The sequence below is a fragment of the Eubacterium sp. BL-380-WT-2B genome, from assembly GCF_009696115.1.
GTDB classification, from domain to species: Bacteria; Bacillota; Clostridia; order Eubacteriales; family Eubacteriaceae; genus Eubacterium; species Eubacterium callanderi.
The window spans coordinates 347,983-366,217 of sequence record NZ_VUMP01000004.1 but is presented as its reverse complement, the minus strand read 5'-3'; the positions used below and the strand labels follow the sequence as shown (position 1 = coordinate 366,217).

At 48.0% G+C, this 18,235-nt stretch carries 18 protein-coding genes and 1 tRNA gene; all 19 read right to left on the bottom strand.

Translation table 11 applies throughout. The annotated features are described in order from the left end of the window. Positions 1–82: 82 nt before the first annotated feature. The 19 genes from FYJ53_RS09985 to glgB all read right to left on the bottom strand — a co-directional run bounded on the left by FYJ53_RS09985 (position 83) and on the right by glgB (position 18,175). A complete protein-coding gene (locus FYJ53_RS09985) occupies positions 83–2,053 on the bottom strand; it encodes a sodium-translocating pyrophosphatase (RefSeq protein WP_090410757.1) in 1,971 nt (656 codons plus the stop codon). 40 nt (positions 2,054–2,093) lie between these two features. Then, a complete protein-coding gene (gene secG, locus FYJ53_RS09980) occupies positions 2,094–2,324 on the bottom strand; it encodes a preprotein translocase subunit SecG (protein ID WP_013379001.1) in 231 nt (76 codons plus the stop codon). Between the two features lie 132 nt (positions 2,325–2,456). After that, on the bottom strand, positions 2,457–3,989 hold the full coding sequence (gpmI, locus tag FYJ53_RS09975) for a 2,3-bisphosphoglycerate-independent phosphoglycerate mutase (protein ID WP_090410756.1): 1,533 nt from the start codon (positions 3,987–3,989) through the stop codon (positions 2,457–2,459). Positions 3,990–4,111: 122 nt separating this feature from the next. Beyond that, on the bottom strand, positions 4,112–4,852 hold the full coding sequence (gene tpiA / locus FYJ53_RS09970) for a triose-phosphate isomerase (protein ID WP_090410755.1): 741 nt from the start codon (positions 4,850–4,852) through the stop codon (positions 4,112–4,114). 70 nt (positions 4,853–4,922) lie between these two features. After that, positions 4,923–6,110, bottom strand: a complete 1,188-nt coding sequence (gene pgk, locus FYJ53_RS09965) for a phosphoglycerate kinase (protein ID WP_013378998.1) — start codon at positions 6,108–6,110, stop codon at positions 4,923–4,925. Positions 6,111–6,233: 123 nt separating this feature from the next. After that, positions 6,234–7,247, bottom strand: coding sequence for a type I glyceraldehyde-3-phosphate dehydrogenase (gene gap, locus FYJ53_RS09960; RefSeq protein WP_090410753.1), 1,014 nt, complete (start codon positions 7,245–7,247; stop codon positions 6,234–6,236). 28 nt (positions 7,248–7,275) lie between these two features. Beyond that, a complete protein-coding gene (locus FYJ53_RS09955; protein ID WP_227929794.1) occupies positions 7,276–8,364 on the bottom strand; it encodes a sugar-binding transcriptional regulator in 1,089 nt (362 codons plus the stop codon). A gap of 183 nt (positions 8,365–8,547) precedes the next feature. After that, entirely contained in the window at positions 8,548–9,960 is a 1,413-nt protein-coding gene (rpoN, locus tag FYJ53_RS09950; RefSeq protein ID WP_090410751.1) for an RNA polymerase factor sigma-54, read from the bottom strand. 156 nt (positions 9,961–10,116) lie between these two features. Further along, positions 10,117–10,203, bottom strand: a tRNA-Leu gene (locus tag FYJ53_RS09945). A 217-nt stretch (positions 10,204–10,420) separates the two neighbouring features. Beyond that, complete coding sequence (locus FYJ53_RS09940; RefSeq protein ID WP_090410750.1) at positions 10,421–10,933, bottom strand: shikimate kinase; 513 nt, start codon at positions 10,931–10,933, stop codon at positions 10,421–10,423. Between the two features lies 1 nt (position 10,934). Beyond that, a complete protein-coding gene (aroD, locus tag FYJ53_RS09935) occupies positions 10,935–11,651 on the bottom strand; it encodes a type I 3-dehydroquinate dehydratase (RefSeq protein WP_148427685.1) in 717 nt (238 codons plus the stop codon). 80 nt (positions 11,652–11,731) lie between these two features. After that, entirely contained in the window at positions 11,732–12,124 is a 393-nt protein-coding gene (locus FYJ53_RS09930; protein ID WP_090410748.1) for a hypothetical protein, read from the bottom strand. Beyond that, complete coding sequence (locus FYJ53_RS09925; RefSeq protein WP_180492732.1) at positions 12,121–12,618, bottom strand: type II secretion system protein J; 498 nt, start codon at positions 12,616–12,618, stop codon at positions 12,121–12,123. The genes FYJ53_RS09930 and FYJ53_RS09925 overlap by 4 nt, the downstream gene beginning before the upstream one ends. After that, positions 12,596–12,961 (bottom strand): type II secretion system protein J, encoded by a 366-nt coding sequence (locus tag FYJ53_RS09920; protein ID WP_090410746.1) that lies wholly within the window; start codon positions 12,959–12,961, stop codon positions 12,596–12,598. The genes FYJ53_RS09925 and FYJ53_RS09920 overlap by 23 nt, the downstream gene beginning before the upstream one ends. After that, entirely contained in the window at positions 12,954–13,418 is a 465-nt protein-coding gene (locus FYJ53_RS09915) for a Tfp pilus assembly protein FimT/FimU (protein ID WP_148427690.1), read from the bottom strand. Before FYJ53_RS09915 ends, FYJ53_RS09920 begins: the two co-directional genes overlap by 8 nt. A gap of 6 nt (positions 13,419–13,424) precedes the next feature. Further along, positions 13,425–13,808, bottom strand: coding sequence for a competence type IV pilus major pilin ComGC (locus FYJ53_RS09910; RefSeq protein ID WP_090410744.1), 384 nt, complete (start codon positions 13,806–13,808; stop codon positions 13,425–13,427). Positions 13,809–13,821: 13 nt separating this feature from the next. Then, the gene (locus FYJ53_RS09905; protein ID WP_187367893.1) at positions 13,822–14,904 is read right to left on the bottom strand and encodes a type II secretion system F family protein; all 1,083 of its coding nucleotides are present in this window, start codon (positions 14,902–14,904) and stop codon (positions 13,822–13,824) included. Next, on the bottom strand, positions 14,882–16,123 hold the full coding sequence (locus FYJ53_RS09900; RefSeq protein ID WP_148427694.1) for a GspE/PulE family protein: 1,242 nt from the start codon (positions 16,121–16,123) through the stop codon (positions 14,882–14,884). Before FYJ53_RS09900 ends, FYJ53_RS09905 begins: the two co-directional genes overlap by 23 nt. A 174-nt stretch (positions 16,124–16,297) precedes the next feature. Continuing rightward, entirely contained in the window at positions 16,298–18,175 is a 1,878-nt protein-coding gene (glgB, locus tag FYJ53_RS09895) for a 1,4-alpha-glucan branching protein GlgB (RefSeq protein ID WP_148427696.1), read from the bottom strand. Between the last annotated feature and the right edge of the window lie 60 nt (positions 18,176–18,235).

Sequence of the window (18,235 nt, the reverse complement as noted above, 5' to 3'; positions counted from 1 at the left end):
CAGCTTATCTGTCAATAAATAAAGCCATAAATAAAAAAATCCCGCAGTGCCGAAGGACGGCGCCGCGGGATATGTTTTTTTCTTAGAGACCCATGAAGATTGGCGCGAATACCAATGCAACGATGGTCATTAATTTGATTAAAATGTTAATGGATGGTCCGGAAGTATCTTTGAATGGGTCACCAACGGTATCCCCAACAACAGCAGCTTTATGTGCTTCTGAGCCTTTGCCGCCATGTACACCAGATTCGATGTATTTTTTGGCATTATCCCACGCACCACCGGCGTTTGACATCATAATTGCCATGAGGACACCAGAAGCCAGAGCACCAGCCAGTAAACCACCAAGCGCTTCTGCACCTAACAGGATACCCATTAAAAGCGGAGCAACAATGGCCAGAAGGCCTGGAGCAATCATTTTCTTCAAAGCAGCAGCGGTTGAGATATCAACACATTTTGCATAGTCCGGTTTGCTGGTACCAGCCATAATACCGGAATCTTCTTTGAACTGACGGCGAACTTCTTCAATCATGTCATTGGCAGCATCGCCTACAGCTTCCATGGTTAAAGCGGAGAATAAGAATGGCAGCATTGCGCCGAGTAATAAACCGATGATAACCATTGGGTCCAGTAAGCTGATCTGGCTTAAGCCAACTGTTTCAGCATAAGAAGCGAACAGACCAAGAGCGGTCAGCGCTGCAGAACCAATAGCGAAGCCTTTACCGATGGCAGCAGTGGTGTTACCAACAGCATCCAGCTGGTCCGTAATGCTGCGGACTTCTTCAGGAAGTTCAGACATTTCTGCAATCCCGCCGGCATTATCAGCGATAGGGCCATAAGCGTCAACGGCGATGGTCATACCACAGGTGGATAACATACCAACAGCAGCTAAGGCAATACCGAACAAGCCAGCAGCCCAATAAGCCAGGAAGATCGCAATCGCGATCGCGATCAATGGCAGCGCTGTAGATTTCATACCGACAGCCAGACCAGAGATAACAGTGGTTGCGGAACCTGTTTCAGACTGCTGAGCAATATGCTGTACTGGTTTGTATTTTTCAGAGGTATAGTATTCAGTCAGCTGGCCGATAGCAATACCAACGATTAAACCAGAGATAATTGCAATGAATGGATAGAAGCTGCCTAACATATAAGTAGACAGGAAGTAGGAAGCAATGATGACCAGAACCCCCGATACATAAGTACCCATATTTAAGGATTTCTGCGGGCTTCCGCCTTCTTTGCCGCGCACGAAGAAAGTACCGATAATTGAAGCGACGATACCGATAGCGGCTAATAATAATGGGAATAAAATACCGACAACGCTCTGGGTAACAACAACACCCAGGGTCATTGCTGAGATTAAAGAACCAACATAAGATTCAAACAGGTCAGAACCCATACCGGCAACGTCACCAACGTTGTCACCAACATTATCGGCGATAACTGCAGGGTTTCTCGGGTCATCTTCAGGGATACCGGCTTCTACCTTACCAACAAGGTCAGCCCCAACGTCAGCAGCTTTTGTATAGATACCACCGCCAACACGGCCGAATAAAGCCATAGAGGAAGCACCCAGACCAAAGCCAGTTACAATGGCTGTATCCTGGAAAATAATGTAAAGTACGCTAACACCGATTAAGCCTAAGCCTACAACACACATACCCATAACGGCACCGCCTGAAAAGGCTGTGCTCAGGGCCTTGTTCATGCCTTCTTCCTTAGCGGCATTCGCAGTTCTTACGTTTGCTTTGGTAGCGACGTTCATGCCGAAGAAACCAGCCAGAACTGAGAAAAGTGCACCGATTAAGAAGCAAACAGCTGTCTGCCATCCGAGGCCGGGTGTCACACACAAGATAATAAATAAAATAACAATAAAGACGGCCATCATTTTGTACTCTCTGGTCAGGAAAGCCATGGCGCCTTCATGAATGTAAGAAGCGATTTCCTTCATACGGTCTGTGCCTTCAGCGACTTTATTGACACGGGCAGTATAGAAAACTGCAACTAACAATGCGATTACCCCAATAACAGGAGCGATCCATAATTCCATTTTGCAAATTCCCCCTTCGTGAAATTTTCAGATTTTTCGATTAAGCTAAAAGTGAATAAATGAAAGCAGATAACATAAATACAATAGCGGAACCAATCGTGATCTTTTCAAGAATGGCTTCAAGACCTCTGGCTTTCTTACGGCCGAATAATGTTTCAGCGCCGCCTTCAATCGCGCCACCCATACCTGCAACCTTTGCCGGTGACAGCAGAATGCTGATAATCAGTGCAAAACTTGCAATCACTAAAAGAACGATTAAGAATGTTTTCATTGTATCACCTCCGTTTTAATCGTAAGATAAATCTTATCATAACCTTAAGATTTTTTCAATAATAAAATAGGCCCTGAAAAGGAATTTCAGGGCTTTTTTTGCATGTAATCGGTTTTCAACCGCAAATTTTTCTTATTTCTTAATAAGTGATGTCCCGGTCATTTCCGCGGGAACATCCATGTCCAGCAGATCCAAAATCGTCGGTGAGATGTCCGCCAGACGTCCATCGTCTCTCAGCTCAATCTTACCCGCGCCGGCGATCACACATTCCACCGGATTCGTGGTGTGGGCCGTCCATGGCTTCTTGGTATCATAGTCAATCATCTTTTCCGCATTGCCGTGGTCAGCGGTCAGGATCACATTGCCGCCCTTGGCTAAAATGGCGTCAATCACCTTTTTAGAGCATTCATCCACTGTCATGACGGCTTTTTCAGCAGCTTCCATCACACCGGTATGCCCGACCATATCGGTATTGGCGTAGTTGAGGATAATAACCTTATATTTATCCGAATCAATGGCTTCCAGGACCTTTTCAGTTACCTCATAGGCGCTCATTTCCGGCTGTAAATCATAGGTTGCCACCTTTGGCGACGGTACCAGAATACGGTCCTCACCTTCATACTGTTTTTCAAGGCCGCCGTTAAAGAAATAGGTGACATGGGCGTATTTTTCTGTTTCGGCAATACGCAGCTGCGGCACACCATTAGCGCTCAGGTATTCGCCCAGGGTATTGGTGACTGTTTCCGGTTTAAAAGCAATTTCAACACCTTCAAAGCTGGCGTCATACTGAGTCATGGAGATATAATGTACAGGAATATAGCCGCGTTCACGGTTAAATTCAGCAAAATCCGGTTCGATAAATGTCCGTGACAGCTCACGGGCACGGTCCGGACGGAAATTGAAGAAAATAATGGTATCATTAGCCTGGATACGCTTATCCACTTCCGGCTTAATGACGGTTGGGATAACGAATTCGTCATTAACGTCTTCCTTGTAGCTCAGCTCCATGGCTTCTACGGCCGAGTCCGCAGCGTTGCCTTTGCCCAAAGCAATGGCGTCGTAGGCTTTTTCAACCCGTTCCCAGCGGTTGTCACGGTCCATGGCATAATAGCGGCCTTCAACCGTTGCGATTTCGCCCACGCCGATCTCCGCCATTTTTGCTTCCAGTTCCCTGATAAATCCAAGGCCGCTGGTCGGAGCAGTATCACGGCCATCCATAAAGCAGTGGACATAGACCTTCTCAACGCCTTCCTTCTTAGCCAGCTCCAGCAGACCGTACAGGTGTTTCAAGTGGCTGTGAACGCCCCCGTCAGACACCAAACCCATCACATGCAGGGCGGTGCCGTTTTCCTTGACGTTTTTAATGCCATCCATAAACACCGGATTTTCAAAGAAATCCCCGTCCTCAATGGATTTCGTGATGCGTGTCAGTTCCTGATAAACGACGCGGCCTGCTCCCAGGTTCAGGTGGCCGACCTCGGAGTTGCCCATCTGCCCTTCAGGCAGACCAACGCCTAAGCCGCTGGCTACAATGTGGGTGTGGGGGTATTTTTCATAAAAAGCATCCAGGTTTGGAGACGGCGCTTCAAGTACAGCGTTGCCCTCCGCAATGGGCGTATAGCCGTATCCGTCCAGGATAATTAACGCAGTTAAATTTCCTCTCATAAATATCAATCCTTTCTTTGTATCGCTCAATGTCAAAGCAATAACGGGAGCTCGGAGCTGTTATTTTTCTCCTCGTCTCCCGTTATCAATCACAATTTCCCGGTCTTTATCAGTGGCCTTTGTTAAAATTTAACAATCTTAGCAAAATCAGCTGTCAGGCTGGCACCGCCAACCAGAGCGCCGTCGATGTTTGGCATGTCCATCAGCTCTGCGACATTGGCAGGCTTCACACTTCCGCCGTACTGTACACGGACAGCTTCAGCTGCATCTTTACCGTACATCTCTTCAATGGTCTTGCGTACCCAGCCGCAGGCTTCGTCTGCTTCTTCCTTAGAAGCGGTTTTTCCGGTTCCGATGGCCCAGATTGGTTCATAGGCAATGACGACCTTGGAAATATCGTCAATATTTTTGCAGCCTTCCTTGATCTGTCCAACGACCTTGGCTTCTGCTTTTCCGCCTTCGCGTTCTTCAAGGGTTTCACCGCAGCAGACGATTGGGGTTAATCCCAGTTCCAAAGCTTTGATGGCTTTTTTATTAACAGCCTCATCTGTTTCGTTATAATATTCACGGCGTTCGGAGTGGCCGATTACCACATATTTCACGCCGATGGCTGTCAGCATTTCGCCAGCGATTTCGCCAGTGAACGCGCCGCTTGTTTCATAGTGCATATTTTGAGCGCCGATACCAATATTGGTGCCTTCAGTCAGTTTAACAGCTTCTACTAAATCAACATAGGGCGGACAGAAAACAACTTCTGCTTCAGCGCCTTCTACTAAAGGTTTTAATTCATTTATTAAAGCGGCAGCTTCATTAATATCCTTGTTCATTTTCCAGTTGCCGGCAATGATTGGTCTTCTTGACATAATAATCTCCTCTATATTTGTATATTATAGTTATAAAAAATGGCAGTTTTTTACAAAACCGGACTCAGCATCATTTGTTTTCTAAAACGTCGATGCCTGGCAACACTTTGCCTTCCATAAATTCTAAGGAAGCGCCGCCGCCAGTAGAAATATGGCTCATGCCGTCTTCAAACCCAAGCTGTTTAACAGCCGCAGCGGAATCCCCGCCGCCAATGATGGTCACTGCGTCCGATTCAGCCATCGCTTTGGCAACCGCAACGGTTCCTTTGGCGAATTCAGGGAATTCAAAGACGCCCATCGGCCCATTCCAGATAACGGTTTTAGCGCCCTTAATGGTGTCTGCAAAAAGCTTCTGAGTTTCAACCCCGATATCCAGACCCATCTGATCTGCCGGAATCGCGTCAACCTTCACGTTTGTAGCCGGAGCATCTGCCTTGAATTCAGGCGCTACGACCACGTCGATTGGTAATAACAGCTTGACACCCTTTGCTTCAGCCTTTGCCAGCAATTCCTTTGCAAGGTCGATCTTATCTTCTTCCAGTAAAGAAGTACCAATTTCATAGCCCTGCGCTTTTAAGAAAGTGAAGGCCATACCGCCGCCGACAATTAAAGAATCAACCTTTTCAAGCAGGTTGTTGATGACACCGATTTTGTCAGAAACCTTGGAGCCGCCCAAAATCGCAACAAAAGGTCTCTTGGGATCTTCTAAGGCACCTCCGATGAAATCCAGCTCCTTCTGAATCAGGAAGCCTGAAACAGCTGGCAGGTAATCTGCAACGCCGGCTGTGGAAGCATGCGCGCGGTGGCTGGAGCCAAAAGCATCTTCAACAAAAACATCACCCAGGCTTGCCAGCTCTTTGGCAAAGGATGGTTCGTTTTTCTTTTCTTCTGGTCTGAAACGGGTATTCTGTAACAACAGAATCTGGCCCGGTTTAAGCGCTGCAGCTGCATCCTTGGTTACCTGGCCAACAACCTCGCCGTCATCGTTAAACACAACTTCGGTACCCAGCACTTCGGACAATCTCTTCGCAACTGGCAATAAAGAGAACTTCGGGTCGGGTTCGTTCTTTGGACGTCCAAGATGTGACATTAAGATAAGAGAAGCTCCCTGATCCAAAATATACTTGATGGTCGGCAGAGCTGCCTGGATTCTGGTATCATCTGTGATAACGCCGTCTTCATTAAGCGGAACATTGAAGTCCGCGCGCATCAATACCTTTTTGCCTTTTAAATCGATATCTTTTACTGTTTTTTTCATAAGTTTCCTCAACCTCGTTTCAAATTTCATTAAAAAAGGGGGTCGCGTGACCCCCCGTTTTAAAATCTACCGGTAGGGGCAGATTTAGTACTTGTTATTATGTAGTTTTATAAATAAATGGAATTAAGCAAGTTCAGAGAAGTATTTGATTGTTCTTACCATCTGGCTTGTGTAAGAGTTTTCATTGTCATACCAGGAAACAACTTTTACTAAGGTTTCGTTGTTGCCCATGTCCATGACAGTGGTCTGAGTAGCATCGAATAAAGAACCATAGTTGATGCCAATGATATCAGAAGATACTAATTCTTCTTCAGTGTAACCAAAGGACTGGTCAGCAGCTTTTTTCATTGCTTCGTTAACCTGTTCAGCTGTTACAGCACCTTCAACAACAGCAACTAACTGTGTTAAAGAACCGGTCGGAACTGGAACACGCTGTGCGCCGCCATCTAAAACACCCTTTAATTCTGGGATAACCAGGCCGATTGCTTTAGCAGCACCAGTAGAGTTTGGAACGATGTTTACAGCTGCAGCACGAGCTCTTCTTAAATCGCCTTTTCTCTGAGGTCCGTCTAAGGTCATCTGGTCGCCGGTGTATGCGTGAACGGTAGTCATGTAGCCTTTTCTGATCTTAGCTAATTTGTTTAAGGTATCCGCCATAGGAGCTAAGCAGTTTGTTGTACAAGATGCAGCAGAAATAACCTGATCATCTTTCGTTAATGTTCCTTCATTAACACCGAAAACGATGGTTGGAAGATCGTTGCCTGCCGGAGCGGAGATAACAACTTTCTTGGCGCCTGCATTTACATGAGCCATTGCTTTGTCTTTAGAAGCGAAGAAACCAGTACATTCCAGAACAACGTCTACGTCTAATTCGCCCCATGGTAATTTTGCAGGATCTGCTTCTGCATAGATTTTGATTTCTTTACCATCAACAACGATCGAATCTTCCTTAGCTTCTACCTTATCAGCTAAAGCATAGGTACCCTGAGCTGAGTCATATTTTAATAAATGAGCTAACATTCTTGGGCTTGTTAAGTCGTTGATAGCTACTACTTCATAACCTTCAGCACCAAACATCTGTCTGAATGCCAGACGACCAATTCTACCAAAACCATTAATTGCAACTTTTACAGACATTTTATCTGCCTCCTTAAAAATATAATACTTATTTATTTAACTTACGGATGATCTCTTTTGCAGCGCTTTCATCCGTTATTAACACCATATTCGGCTTAACACGGCTGACCCCTATAATGGCGTCGGCTTTGCTCTCGCCGCCCGATATCGCAATCACATGCTGGATACGGTTATAATTTTCAATGCTGATCCCGATGGTACTGGATGGGGAAACCACGTTTCCGTCAATATCGAAATAATGTCCGAAGGCTTCGCCCACAGCGCCCTTGTCAAGCAGGGTCTGCTTTTCGCTTTCCTTCATGTTCCGCCAGTCCGCCAGAACATCTGCCCGTCCGATGCCAAAGACAAAAATGTCAATGTCATCCATTTTATTAAATACCCGTTTAATCTCCGGGTAATCCTTCAGGGCTTCCAAAAGGCGGTTATCAATGTTATCGGGTAAATGCAGCAGCTCATAATTCGCGTGGAGCTTAAGCCCCATTTCAGCAACGACGTTGTTGGCCTGGGTGGAATGGCTTTTGCCAATTCCGCCCCTTGCCGGAATCACATAGACATCCGGGTAGAAGGCTTCCTTCATCTGTTCTGCGATGGCTGCTGTGCTGGCGCCGCCAGTCAATGCCAGGATGTCCTTGTATTTCATGATGGACAACACATAGCGGGCGCCTGAACGGCCCATGAATTTCAGAACCTGATAGTTCATATCCATGTCGCCCGGGGAAACAATGGCTTTTTTCAGATGCAGCTTTTCCTCCAGCTCGCGCTCAAGCTGCTCAAGACCGTTATAGGTGTAAAGCATGCGTTTGAGCTGAATGATGATCTTGCGTCCAAGCTCTGTCAGGACAACGCCCTGGCGTTCTACCTGGACAAGCTTCTGGGCCTGGAGAAAATCAATTTCGTTCCGCACCTGGCGCTCACTCATATCGAGGACGAAAGCAAGATTTCGTCGCCCGATCGGCTCTTCGCTTTTGATTGTTGACAGAATGTTGTAGCGCATCTCAATCAGTGAGCCGATTTCCGGCACAACCAAACGCTGCAGGTCAACTAACTCTTTGCTGATTTTTATGTTTTCGCTTGACAACTTTTCACTTCCATTCCGTCTCTGAACTTGTCTGTTCATTTTTGTTCCCGCTGGGACAAATTTATTATATACCAATTCTGAAGATATTTCAAGTTAAAAAAAAATTAAAATGAAAGCCTTGAAAAATCCTTAACTCAGCCCATAAAACATTCTTTTTTTACATTGTTAAATGCTAAACATAAAAAAACCGGCTGTATCCTCTACAACCGGTTTATGATGTCTTTATCGAAACTGCTTTCGCTTCGAAGATGGAAGTATGTTTAGTGCTTCCCGGTATTTGGCAATGGTCCTGCGGGCCACATCAACCCCCTGCTCCTTGAGCATTTCAACAATTTTCTGGTCGCTCAGCGGCTTACGCTTATCTTCAGCGTCCACAAAGGCCTGTATTTTCTGCTTGATGGCCTCTGATGATACATCGTCCGCTCCCTGGGAGAATCCCCGTTTAAAAAAGAACTTCAGCGAGAAAGTCCCCTTTGGCGTCTGGACATATTTTCCACGGATGGCACGGCTGACCGTGGATTCGTGCACTTCGATCATGTCCGCAATGGCCTTAAGCGTCAGCGGCTTAAGATCCTCTACCCCTTCCCTGAAGAAATTTTCCTGGTAGTGGGCAATGGCCTCAATGACCTTGCGGATCGTATCCCGGCGCTGCTCGATGCTTTTAATGAGAAAAGCCGCTGAATCCAGCTTTTTCTCAATATATTTCTTGGTATCTTCATTTTCATTCCGTGTCTTCAGCATTCCCTGGTAAAAGGAGTTAATCTGAAGGCGCGGGGCTGAAATATCATTAATCTGAACCACCAGCTCATTGTCAATCCACTCAATGCTGCCGTCCGGAATAATGTACTTCACACCGTCAAAATTGGTAAACTGCCGTCCTGGCTTGGGTTCCAGCGTTTTTATCAGCTCTTTGAACTCTGCCAGTTCCGAGGTGGAAATGCCCGTTTCCTGGCTGACCCGCTTAAACTGGTTTTCGGCCAGATCGGTCAGATAATTATTGACAAGATTTTCATATTCCTCCTCGTCGTAGCCCTCCTGACGCAGCTGGATCAGCAGACATTCCTTGATGTCCCTGGCGCCGACCCCGGCGGGATCAAATTGTTGTATAATTCCGATGAGCTTTTCGACCACATCCTGTGTTACGCCCAGAATGTCGCAGATATAGTCCATATCAATGAGCAGATAGCCGTTATCGTCAATGCAGTCGATCAGATATTCCCCGATCAGGTTCTCTGTTTCTGTCAAATCTTCAGAAAGCACATGAAACTGAAGCAGCAGATACTCGTTGAGTGTGGTCTCATAATAGGAAAACTTCTCAAAATTAAACTCATCGTCGGGATCATAGGTGGATGATGGCGTATTTCTGAATTCTGTGGACTGCATATTCTGGAAATAGTCGTCCCACTCAATCTGGTCCTTGCTTTCCTCTTTTTTAGCCGCATCGTCTTTGACAACCTCCATGGATTCCATCGGACTATCGTTAAATTCCAGCATGGGGTTTTCCAGAAGCTCCTTATCAATAAGGTTGTTTAGCTCCATGGAAGTCAGCTGCAATATCTCGATCGCCTGCTTCATTTCGGTTGTCATTACTAATTTTTGTGTCTGTTTTAAATTTAAATCAACCTTAATATTCATTCTTTATCCCCTCTTCTCCTTCAAAGTATATCATCTCAGGTAAAAAAGTGCAATCGTTCTTACAGCACCTAGGCGGTCCATCCCAAAACACAGTAAAGGCAGGCCATAAAAAAACAGACCCGCAATAAATCACAGATCTGTAAGTCATAGACAAAGTGGTGCCGAAGGCGGGGGTCGAACCCGCACGGTATTGCTACCACTGGATTTTGAGTCCAGCACGTCTGCCAATTCCATCACTTCGGCTTATAAAATAAAAGTTGAATTTTATCTTCAATAGCGGCTTCTGCAATGTCCCCGACTAAGCGATTCACACCAAATCACAGATTTGGGTTCTCTGCTTATGCCAATTCCATCACTTCGGCTTATAAAGCATGCTATTACAAAGAATACCCGCACAGCGAGTACGCTTAATATAATAGCATACTCTAAATTAAAATTCAAATAAATTTCAAAATAAATTTCAACTTTTTTGATACGCCTCTACAATCCGTTCAATACAAATTTTCTCTGATAATTCATCCGTTGGGATAATGATGTCGCCGATCTCATAGTAGGGCTTTCTGGCTTCCAGCATATCCACAATCTTCTGGTAGGGATCTGCCTCCTGAAGCAGCGGACGGTCCGTATTTCCCCGCACCCGGCTGTAGATCGCTCCCGGCGACGCGGTCAGGGTTACCAGGAAGGTCCGCTCTTTTAGCAGCTTCCGGTTCTGTTCACTCAAGACAATCCCGCCACCAGTCGAAATCAAGAGGTTCTCTTCTTCCGCCAGAGCCGCCAGCACGCTCTCCTCCATCCTTCTGAAGGCTGGCTCTCCCTCCTGCTCAAATATCCGGGAGATGCTTTTTCCCTGCTGCTTTTCAATATAGGCGTCGGTATCCACAAAGGACAGGCCCAGTCTCCTGGCCAGACGTTTACCAATGGTGGTCTTGCCGGTTCCCATATAACCGATCAGCGCAATGTTTTTCTTTTCCATCTTATACGCCAAGGGTCTTCCGCAATTTCAAGATGTCTTTCAGTGTAACCTGTCCCGGCGCGGTAGCCTTGACGCCTGAGGCAAAGGTCAGGCAGCCCCCCATCACTTCCGGCAGGATTCTGGACAGGCGTCCCTCCTCGCCCATGGAGATCATAATCATGGGCTTGTCTGTTTTCAGGCTGTAGGTGCCGCCGGCCGCTGAAGCGGTCTTAAAATCGACTTTATCCCTTGCGTACAGGGCCAACTTAAAGGCGTCCGCCCCTTTTTCCTCCATTTTGTCCAGAATAGAAATGATTTCATCATAGGAGCCGGTTTTGTCAAAATCATGATAGGAAACCATCAGCTTGTTCTGCGCGGACTTTACCACCTGCTTAACCGCTTCAAAATATTCCTCGCTGCTGTTGAGCTCAACGTCAATATAGGTGACCGCGTTGGATTTGGCCGCATTGGCGATGTGCTTCCAGCGGTCCTCATTTAAAACATGCCGGAATCCGCCTTCCTTCACATCTCGGAAGGTATAGATAAGGCTTACACCCAGGTTCCGGATTCTTCTTAAAATCCTCCGCTCCTGTTCATAATCATCTTCCAGAAAATAATCACGGCGCCATTCCAGATAATCTGGCTTCTGGGTCAGCGCCTCGTCAATTTCGCGGTACAGGTCCTCTTCATTATCCGATACTAACGGAATACAGGTAACAAACTGGTTTTTACTTAGCATTTTTCTTCCCTCTAAATCATTTTAGATTCACGGATACGTGTTACCTCTATTATAGATGATTTTGCGCAGTGTATCCAGCACTATTTCTCCATATAATAGCTCATGCTGCTGAGCTTTTGGGTGTTTTTGTCGATGGTTCCTTTTCCCTGAAAGACCTTTTTATAGGTCTTGACCTGGGCGGTTACCCTCACCGACCGTTCCTGTCCTGATAACGGGGCCACCTCAATATTGTAGCGTCCGCCGTTATCTTCATTCCTCCAGCCGCCTGTTCCTGTATAGTCAAAATCCGCGTTGAGCTCAGCCTCCGCTTCGGCAAAGGCATTCTCCACCACCAGGATACAGATCTGATAATCACGGTAATCCTGATTGGCCTCCAGCTGATTCCGCATCTGCCCCAGCAGCGCCGCCGCAACAGTAAACAACAGCGCCAGAACGATGAGTACAAGGGGGAGCGCGTAGCCTTTATGATTCATCTCAACAACACCTCATTCGGATAATAAAGCCGGACATCCACTGCCGGTTCTTCCTTAATAAATTCTATGATTAGCCGCACTGCGTTTTTTTCCTCGAGCTTAAGCTCGAAACGGACAGCATTGTGGATCAGCTGACTTTTTCCGCCCGCCCTGATGGGTTCCAGCTTCACTTTGTCCACCTTGTTCCGGTAGACCGTTCCAGATGCCTCAATGGTATAAAAATTATAATACTCCGGGTTTTCCATATCCTGCAGATACACCCTGCCATCCTTCACAAAAATTTCCCTGGATTTTGAGAGCTGTTTCTGCAAAAACAGGCAGGCCCGTCTGCTCTCCTGGCCGCGGATCATTTTGCCTGTGATTTTTCCAGTTACCTCCCCTCCGAATTGAAGCGAGGTGACAAGCAGCACCAGCACCATCGACATAATAAAGAGCCCTGTCAGCACTTCGACCAGCGTATAACCCTCCCTGCTACGGGTAAACCACTTTCGCATAAAAAACCTTTTTCTTTCTGCCGGCCGCCTCATAGCTCAGCTGTAACTCATAAAGCCCTGAAACGCGGGTGGAGGGGTGCACTTCAACCTGCCAGCCCGGATGTTTTCTGACAATCGCTGCGATTTCCTGCTCAAAGGCCTGTTCTGTCTTCCCGGCAGGAATCCCGGTGCGTATTTCGTTTACAATTCCATTGATATTAAGGCTCTGCTCCAGTATCCCCTCGGAAACCCTTTGCCCGATGATCACTGTGTGGTAAATGGTAAAAACAGACACAATTCCCACCCCGAGCACTGCAATGGCTACCACTGCCTCAATCAGGCTGAAGCCGCGCGTATCAGACATTTTTATCACTTAAATAAATCCTCCCTGTGACTGGCTGTATAATCAGGTACTTCTCTGGCCGGCCATTGCGGTAAAAGGTGACTGTGCCGCCGCGGTTAACCACGCCCGACCCGCTGAAAACAATCTCGTTCTGGACCAGATTCCAGGTAATCCGGCACTGCATGAGGCGTACAGACTGTGTAACCACCATCTCACGCCTGTCCGGATCAAACGCTATCGTATCCACCCGGTCTTTATAAAGTTTTACCGACGTGCCGTATGGATCGCCGGACATCATGGCTGCGTCACGGCTTTTTAAGACCGCGTCGAGCACCTGCTCATATTCTGCCCCGGCAGCCCGCTTCGCGTTTCCCTCTGTCACTGAATATCCCAGTCCTGCGGTCACCGCCAGAGCAAAGCCCAGAATGGACAGAGTGATGATCAGCTCGATCAGGGTGTGTCCTCGTTGATGCGCCATTTTATTTTACTGACTGGCAGAAGGCGTTGCTGCTGGTGTAAACTCGACCTCACCGTTTTCATAGGTGAAGCTGCCGCCAGACTGTTCTTCGATTTTGTCTGTTTTCAGGTATCCGGCCTCCTTCAATGCTGTGACCAGCTGGTCGAAGCTGTCGCTCCCTCCACCTGCCAGCGTGGGCAGGTTTCCATTGTTATCCGCCTTATAGACCTCCAGAGCAGTTTGGACCACCGCCAGGTTTGCCTGGTCTGTTTTCAGGCCTGAATTATCCAGTACCTTCGTAAACTGCGGAATGGCCAGCGCTGCCAGCATTCCCAGTATCGCCAGCACAATGATCAGTTCAATGAGGGTGAAGCCATATTTTTCCGCGATCTGTCTCTTTAGTTTTTTCATTTTTCCCCTTTACTCATACTAACTCGGAATAGCCCGAATAGATTTCAAATACCGGCTGCATAACCGACGCCATTATAAAAAACACCAGTCCGCCAACCACAAGCAGTACCACTGGTTCCAGCAGTGCGGTCATTTTCCTTATTTTCCGATTGATCTCGTCGTTATAATAGACCGAAACCTTTATGAGCACCTGCTCCATGGTTCCCGAGCTCTCGCCAATGCGGATCATCTGGACAAAGCGCCGGTCAAAGATTCCTGCCTCTGCCAGGCTGTCAGACAAAGCCGCCCCACGCCTTACCGCTTCCCGCACTGCGTTTATTCTACGGCGCATGACACGGTTTCCCAAAATTTTACCGGCGATTTCCAACGCACTGATCATATCAATACCGCTGCTTACCATAATGGCCATAGCATCCGCAAAACGCACGCCCTCCATCAGCCGCATAAACTCCCCGACCCATGGAAGCCCCAGCAAAAAGCGATCTCTTGCCAGCGCACCAGTCTCCTGTCTGACCGCGACCAGGCCCGCTGCCAGCAGCAGTAAAACTGCCAGCAGTATCCAGCCACCGCCGGACATCAGCGCTGTACTGACCCCCATAAGTATCTCGGTGGTCAGCGGCAGCTCTGCCTCCATGCTTTCAAATATTTTCACAAAGGCCGGCAGAACGCCTGCCATAAGGTACATCACCACCCCTGCAGCTACCACCGTTACCAGCGATGGATAGAACAGGGCCTGGACGATTCTGCTCCTCAAGTCAGCCTGCCCTTCATAGTAAATCCCCAGATTTTCCATGACCAGATCCATACAGCCGCTCATTTCACCCGAGCGCACCATCTGGACCATAAGCTCCGGAAACATCTCTGGAAACGGACGCAGCGCTTCGGAGAAGCTGTTGCCCTGCTTCACCAGTGTCTTAACCTGCAGGACTGCTTCTCCAAAGCCTCTGTTTTTATGCTCCTTTCCGGACAGCTCCAGAGCGTCGATGATCGAAACCCCTGCCGAAAGCGTAATCGCCATCTGTCTGCAGAAAAGTCCGAGCATCCGCGCGCGTCCTGATTTAAACGCCACTGCTTTAAGCCATGCTGGTTTCATCATTTCCATAACTCATCACCCTCAGCCCTTCTGTCACATCGGTGACACCGTTTAAAATTTCATTTCGGACAAGCTGTGAAAACTGAACCAGCCCGTTCCCCCGCGCAAGACTGTGGAACTGCTCATAGGAAGCGCCGGAATGAATGGCCTCTCTCAGGCTCTGGTTAAGACACAGCACCTCGAAAATTCCCTTTCTCCCCAGATAGCCGGTGTGCCGGCATTTTTCACAGCCAGCCGCGCGGTACAGCACCTGTTCTTTTTCAAAGGCAAAGAGCCCGCGCTCCGCCTCAGTTATCGTATAGGCACTCTTGCAGTGCGGACACAGCTTTCTCAAAAGCCGCTGGGCGATAATGCCCCGCAGAGCCGTGGACAGCAGATAGTCTGCTGCGCCCATATCCAGCAGCCGGGTAACCGTTGACAGCGCATCGTTGGTGTGGAGGGTCGACAACACCAGATGGCCGGTAATGGCCGCGCGCACAGCGGTAGCCGCAGTCTCCTCGTCCCGGATTTCACCGACCATGATCACATTGGGGTCCTGCCTCAAAATGGCCCGCAGCCCTTCGCTGAACCCGAGGCCAACCCGCTCATTCACTGGTATCTGGTTAATGCCCTCCAGATGAAATTCGACCGGGTCCTCAATCGTGATAATGTTGAGGGCCTGGGTATTTTTCTCTTTTAAAAGACTGTAGAGTGTCGTCGTTTTTCCACACCCTGTCGGACCGGTCACGAGTATCAGTCCGTTAGCCTGATTGAGCATTCCCCTTACTCTCTGCTCATTTTCAAAGGAAAGGCCAAGTTCCTTCACTGGAATCAGAAATGTCTGGGCGTCCAGAACCCGAAGCACCACTTTCTCGCTGTAAACAGTCGGTACCACCGACACACGCAGGTCGATCTTCCTGCCCTCGGTTTCAAAGCAGAAGCTCCCATCCTGCGGCCTTCGTTTCTCTGAAATATCGAGCCCGGATAAAATCTTTATCCGGCTGATCATACCAAAATAATCCTTTCTGGCAACCTCCATGGTTGTGACCAGCTCGCCGTCAATACGGATACGCACCCGCATTTTTTCCGGGTTGAGCATCTCAAAATGAATATCCGAGGCTTTTTTCTGTACCGCAAAGCGGATAATGCTGTTGACAAGTTTTACAAAGCGATTGTCCTGAGCTTCATCCTGTCCCTGCTCGGAGACTGCTTTCTTTTCCACACTCCAAAATCTGTATTTCACATCGACCCTCTTGTTAAAATATAATCATTTCTCAATTATTTGACTGCTTATATCTCATCATACAGGATATTCTATTTTTTGTCAACGATTTTATTATATTACATAATAGTTTATTATTTTATCAAACTAAAAAAACAGCCAACAGAAGTGGTTATTCCCCCTGTTGGCTATTTTCTATTTTATAATCTCAAAAACGATTCCCTCAAAGCCTTCCAGTGCCATTTTCAACGGATATGAATGCTCCGCTCCTGGCTTTACATCTGCGCTTTTTGTTTTTTTTACTTTTTCAATGTGATGTGGTTTAGTCATCAAACTGCCCTTCTGTGTTTTTAACTCATAGGCGCTTCTTTTACTATTATTGCCAGTGTTAAAAATTTTTTTAATTTTTACGCGGTCTGTCAGCTCAAGGACCAGCTCCTCAATGGGCTTCGCGGCAAAATTGAGTACTGTCAGCAGCTCCTGTCCACCAGCGGCGCGCCGGTAAGCCAACACAGCCGTTCCTTTTGTTTTAACCGGAACAAAGGAAAAACAACCGCTGTGGTAGTCATTTTCATAGAGTGCCGGGCACCTCTTGTAAAACTGGTTTAAGGCTGAAAAGTAGTCAAAGAATTCCTGATGAGCAGGGTACTTAAGCAGGTCCCAGTCCAACTCGCGGGCCTCGTCCCACTCTCTGAAGTGTCCCAGCTCATTCCCCATAAAGTTCAGCTTTTTGCCAGGGTGGGTAAACATATAGAGATACAGCAGGCGTGCCTGCTCAAATTTTTCTTCATAGCTGCCGTTCATTTTGTCCAGAATGGTGCCTTTCCCATGTACCACCTCATCGTGGGAGAATGGCAGCATATAGAGTTCATTGTAGAAATAGTGCATGGAAAAGGCCAGCCTGCCCATATGGTCTTTGCGGTCATCTGGATGAATCTTCATAAAATTCAGGGTATCGTTCATCCACCCCATGTCCCACTTGTAGTCAAAGCCCAGCCCGCCGTATTTCACCGGGGCTGTTACCTTTAAAAAATTGGTGGAATCCTCCGCCATGCGCAGCACGCCGGGATAGCGCTCTGCCAGGCCCTCATTCATGCCCTGGATGAACTCAACCGCCCCCTCATTGGCTCCGCGGGCGGCGTCACCCTGCCAGTACAAGGCATTGCTGATGGCGTCCATCCGCAGGCCGTCAAAATGATATTTCTCGATCCAGAAGGCTGCCGCCGACTGAAGAAAGCTCCGCACCTCTCCCCGGTAAAAATTAAAATTATAAGAGCCCCACTCACTGTAGCCTGTATCTGCATCCGGATACTCATACAGCGCAGAGCCATCAAACTGCGTTAAGGCATAATCGTTGGTGGCAAAATGCACCGGGACGAAATCCAGGATCACTCCGATACCCGCCTGATGAAAGGTATCAATGAGGTACTGCAGCTCTGCCGGCGCGCCGTAGCGGGAGGTCGCGCTGTAAAAGCCTGACACCTGGTATCCCCAGGACTCGTCAGCGGGATACTCGGTCAGCGGCAGGAATTCCACATGGGTAAAGCCATGCTTCTGCACATAGTCAAGAAGCTGGCCGCACAGCGCCTCATAGCTGTACCAGCCCGCCGGACCCTCCTCCGCCTTGCGCCGCCAGGAGCCAAAATGCATCTCATAAATGCTCATCGGCTCGTTATAATGCGGGCGTTCCGCTCTTCTTTGAAGCCATGCCGCGTCTTTAAAAGCATAGTCCAGGTCTACTAAAACCGACGCGGAATTTGGTCTCAGCTCCATGGCGTAGCCATAAGGGTCTGCCCGGTCGAGCACACGCCCGTCCGTCTGGTGAATCCGGTATTTGTAGAGCATGCCGGCTCTGGCGTTTTCCACAAAGCACTCATAGACCCCTCCTGTGCCAAAGGGCTCCATGGGTGTATCCTGCCAGCCGTTAAACTCCCCGATCAGCGTTACCGCCTCTGCCCCCGGCGCGTATACTCTGAAAACAAAGCCCTCACGTCCGTTCTTCTCACAACGGTGCGCGCCAAAATAATCGTAGGCGTCAAAGGCCTTCCCAATATAAAAATCATGCATTTCCATGATGTTGCCCTCCCCTGTTTATTACTTACAATTATATTGGAAAAACAGCGGCCCGTCTAC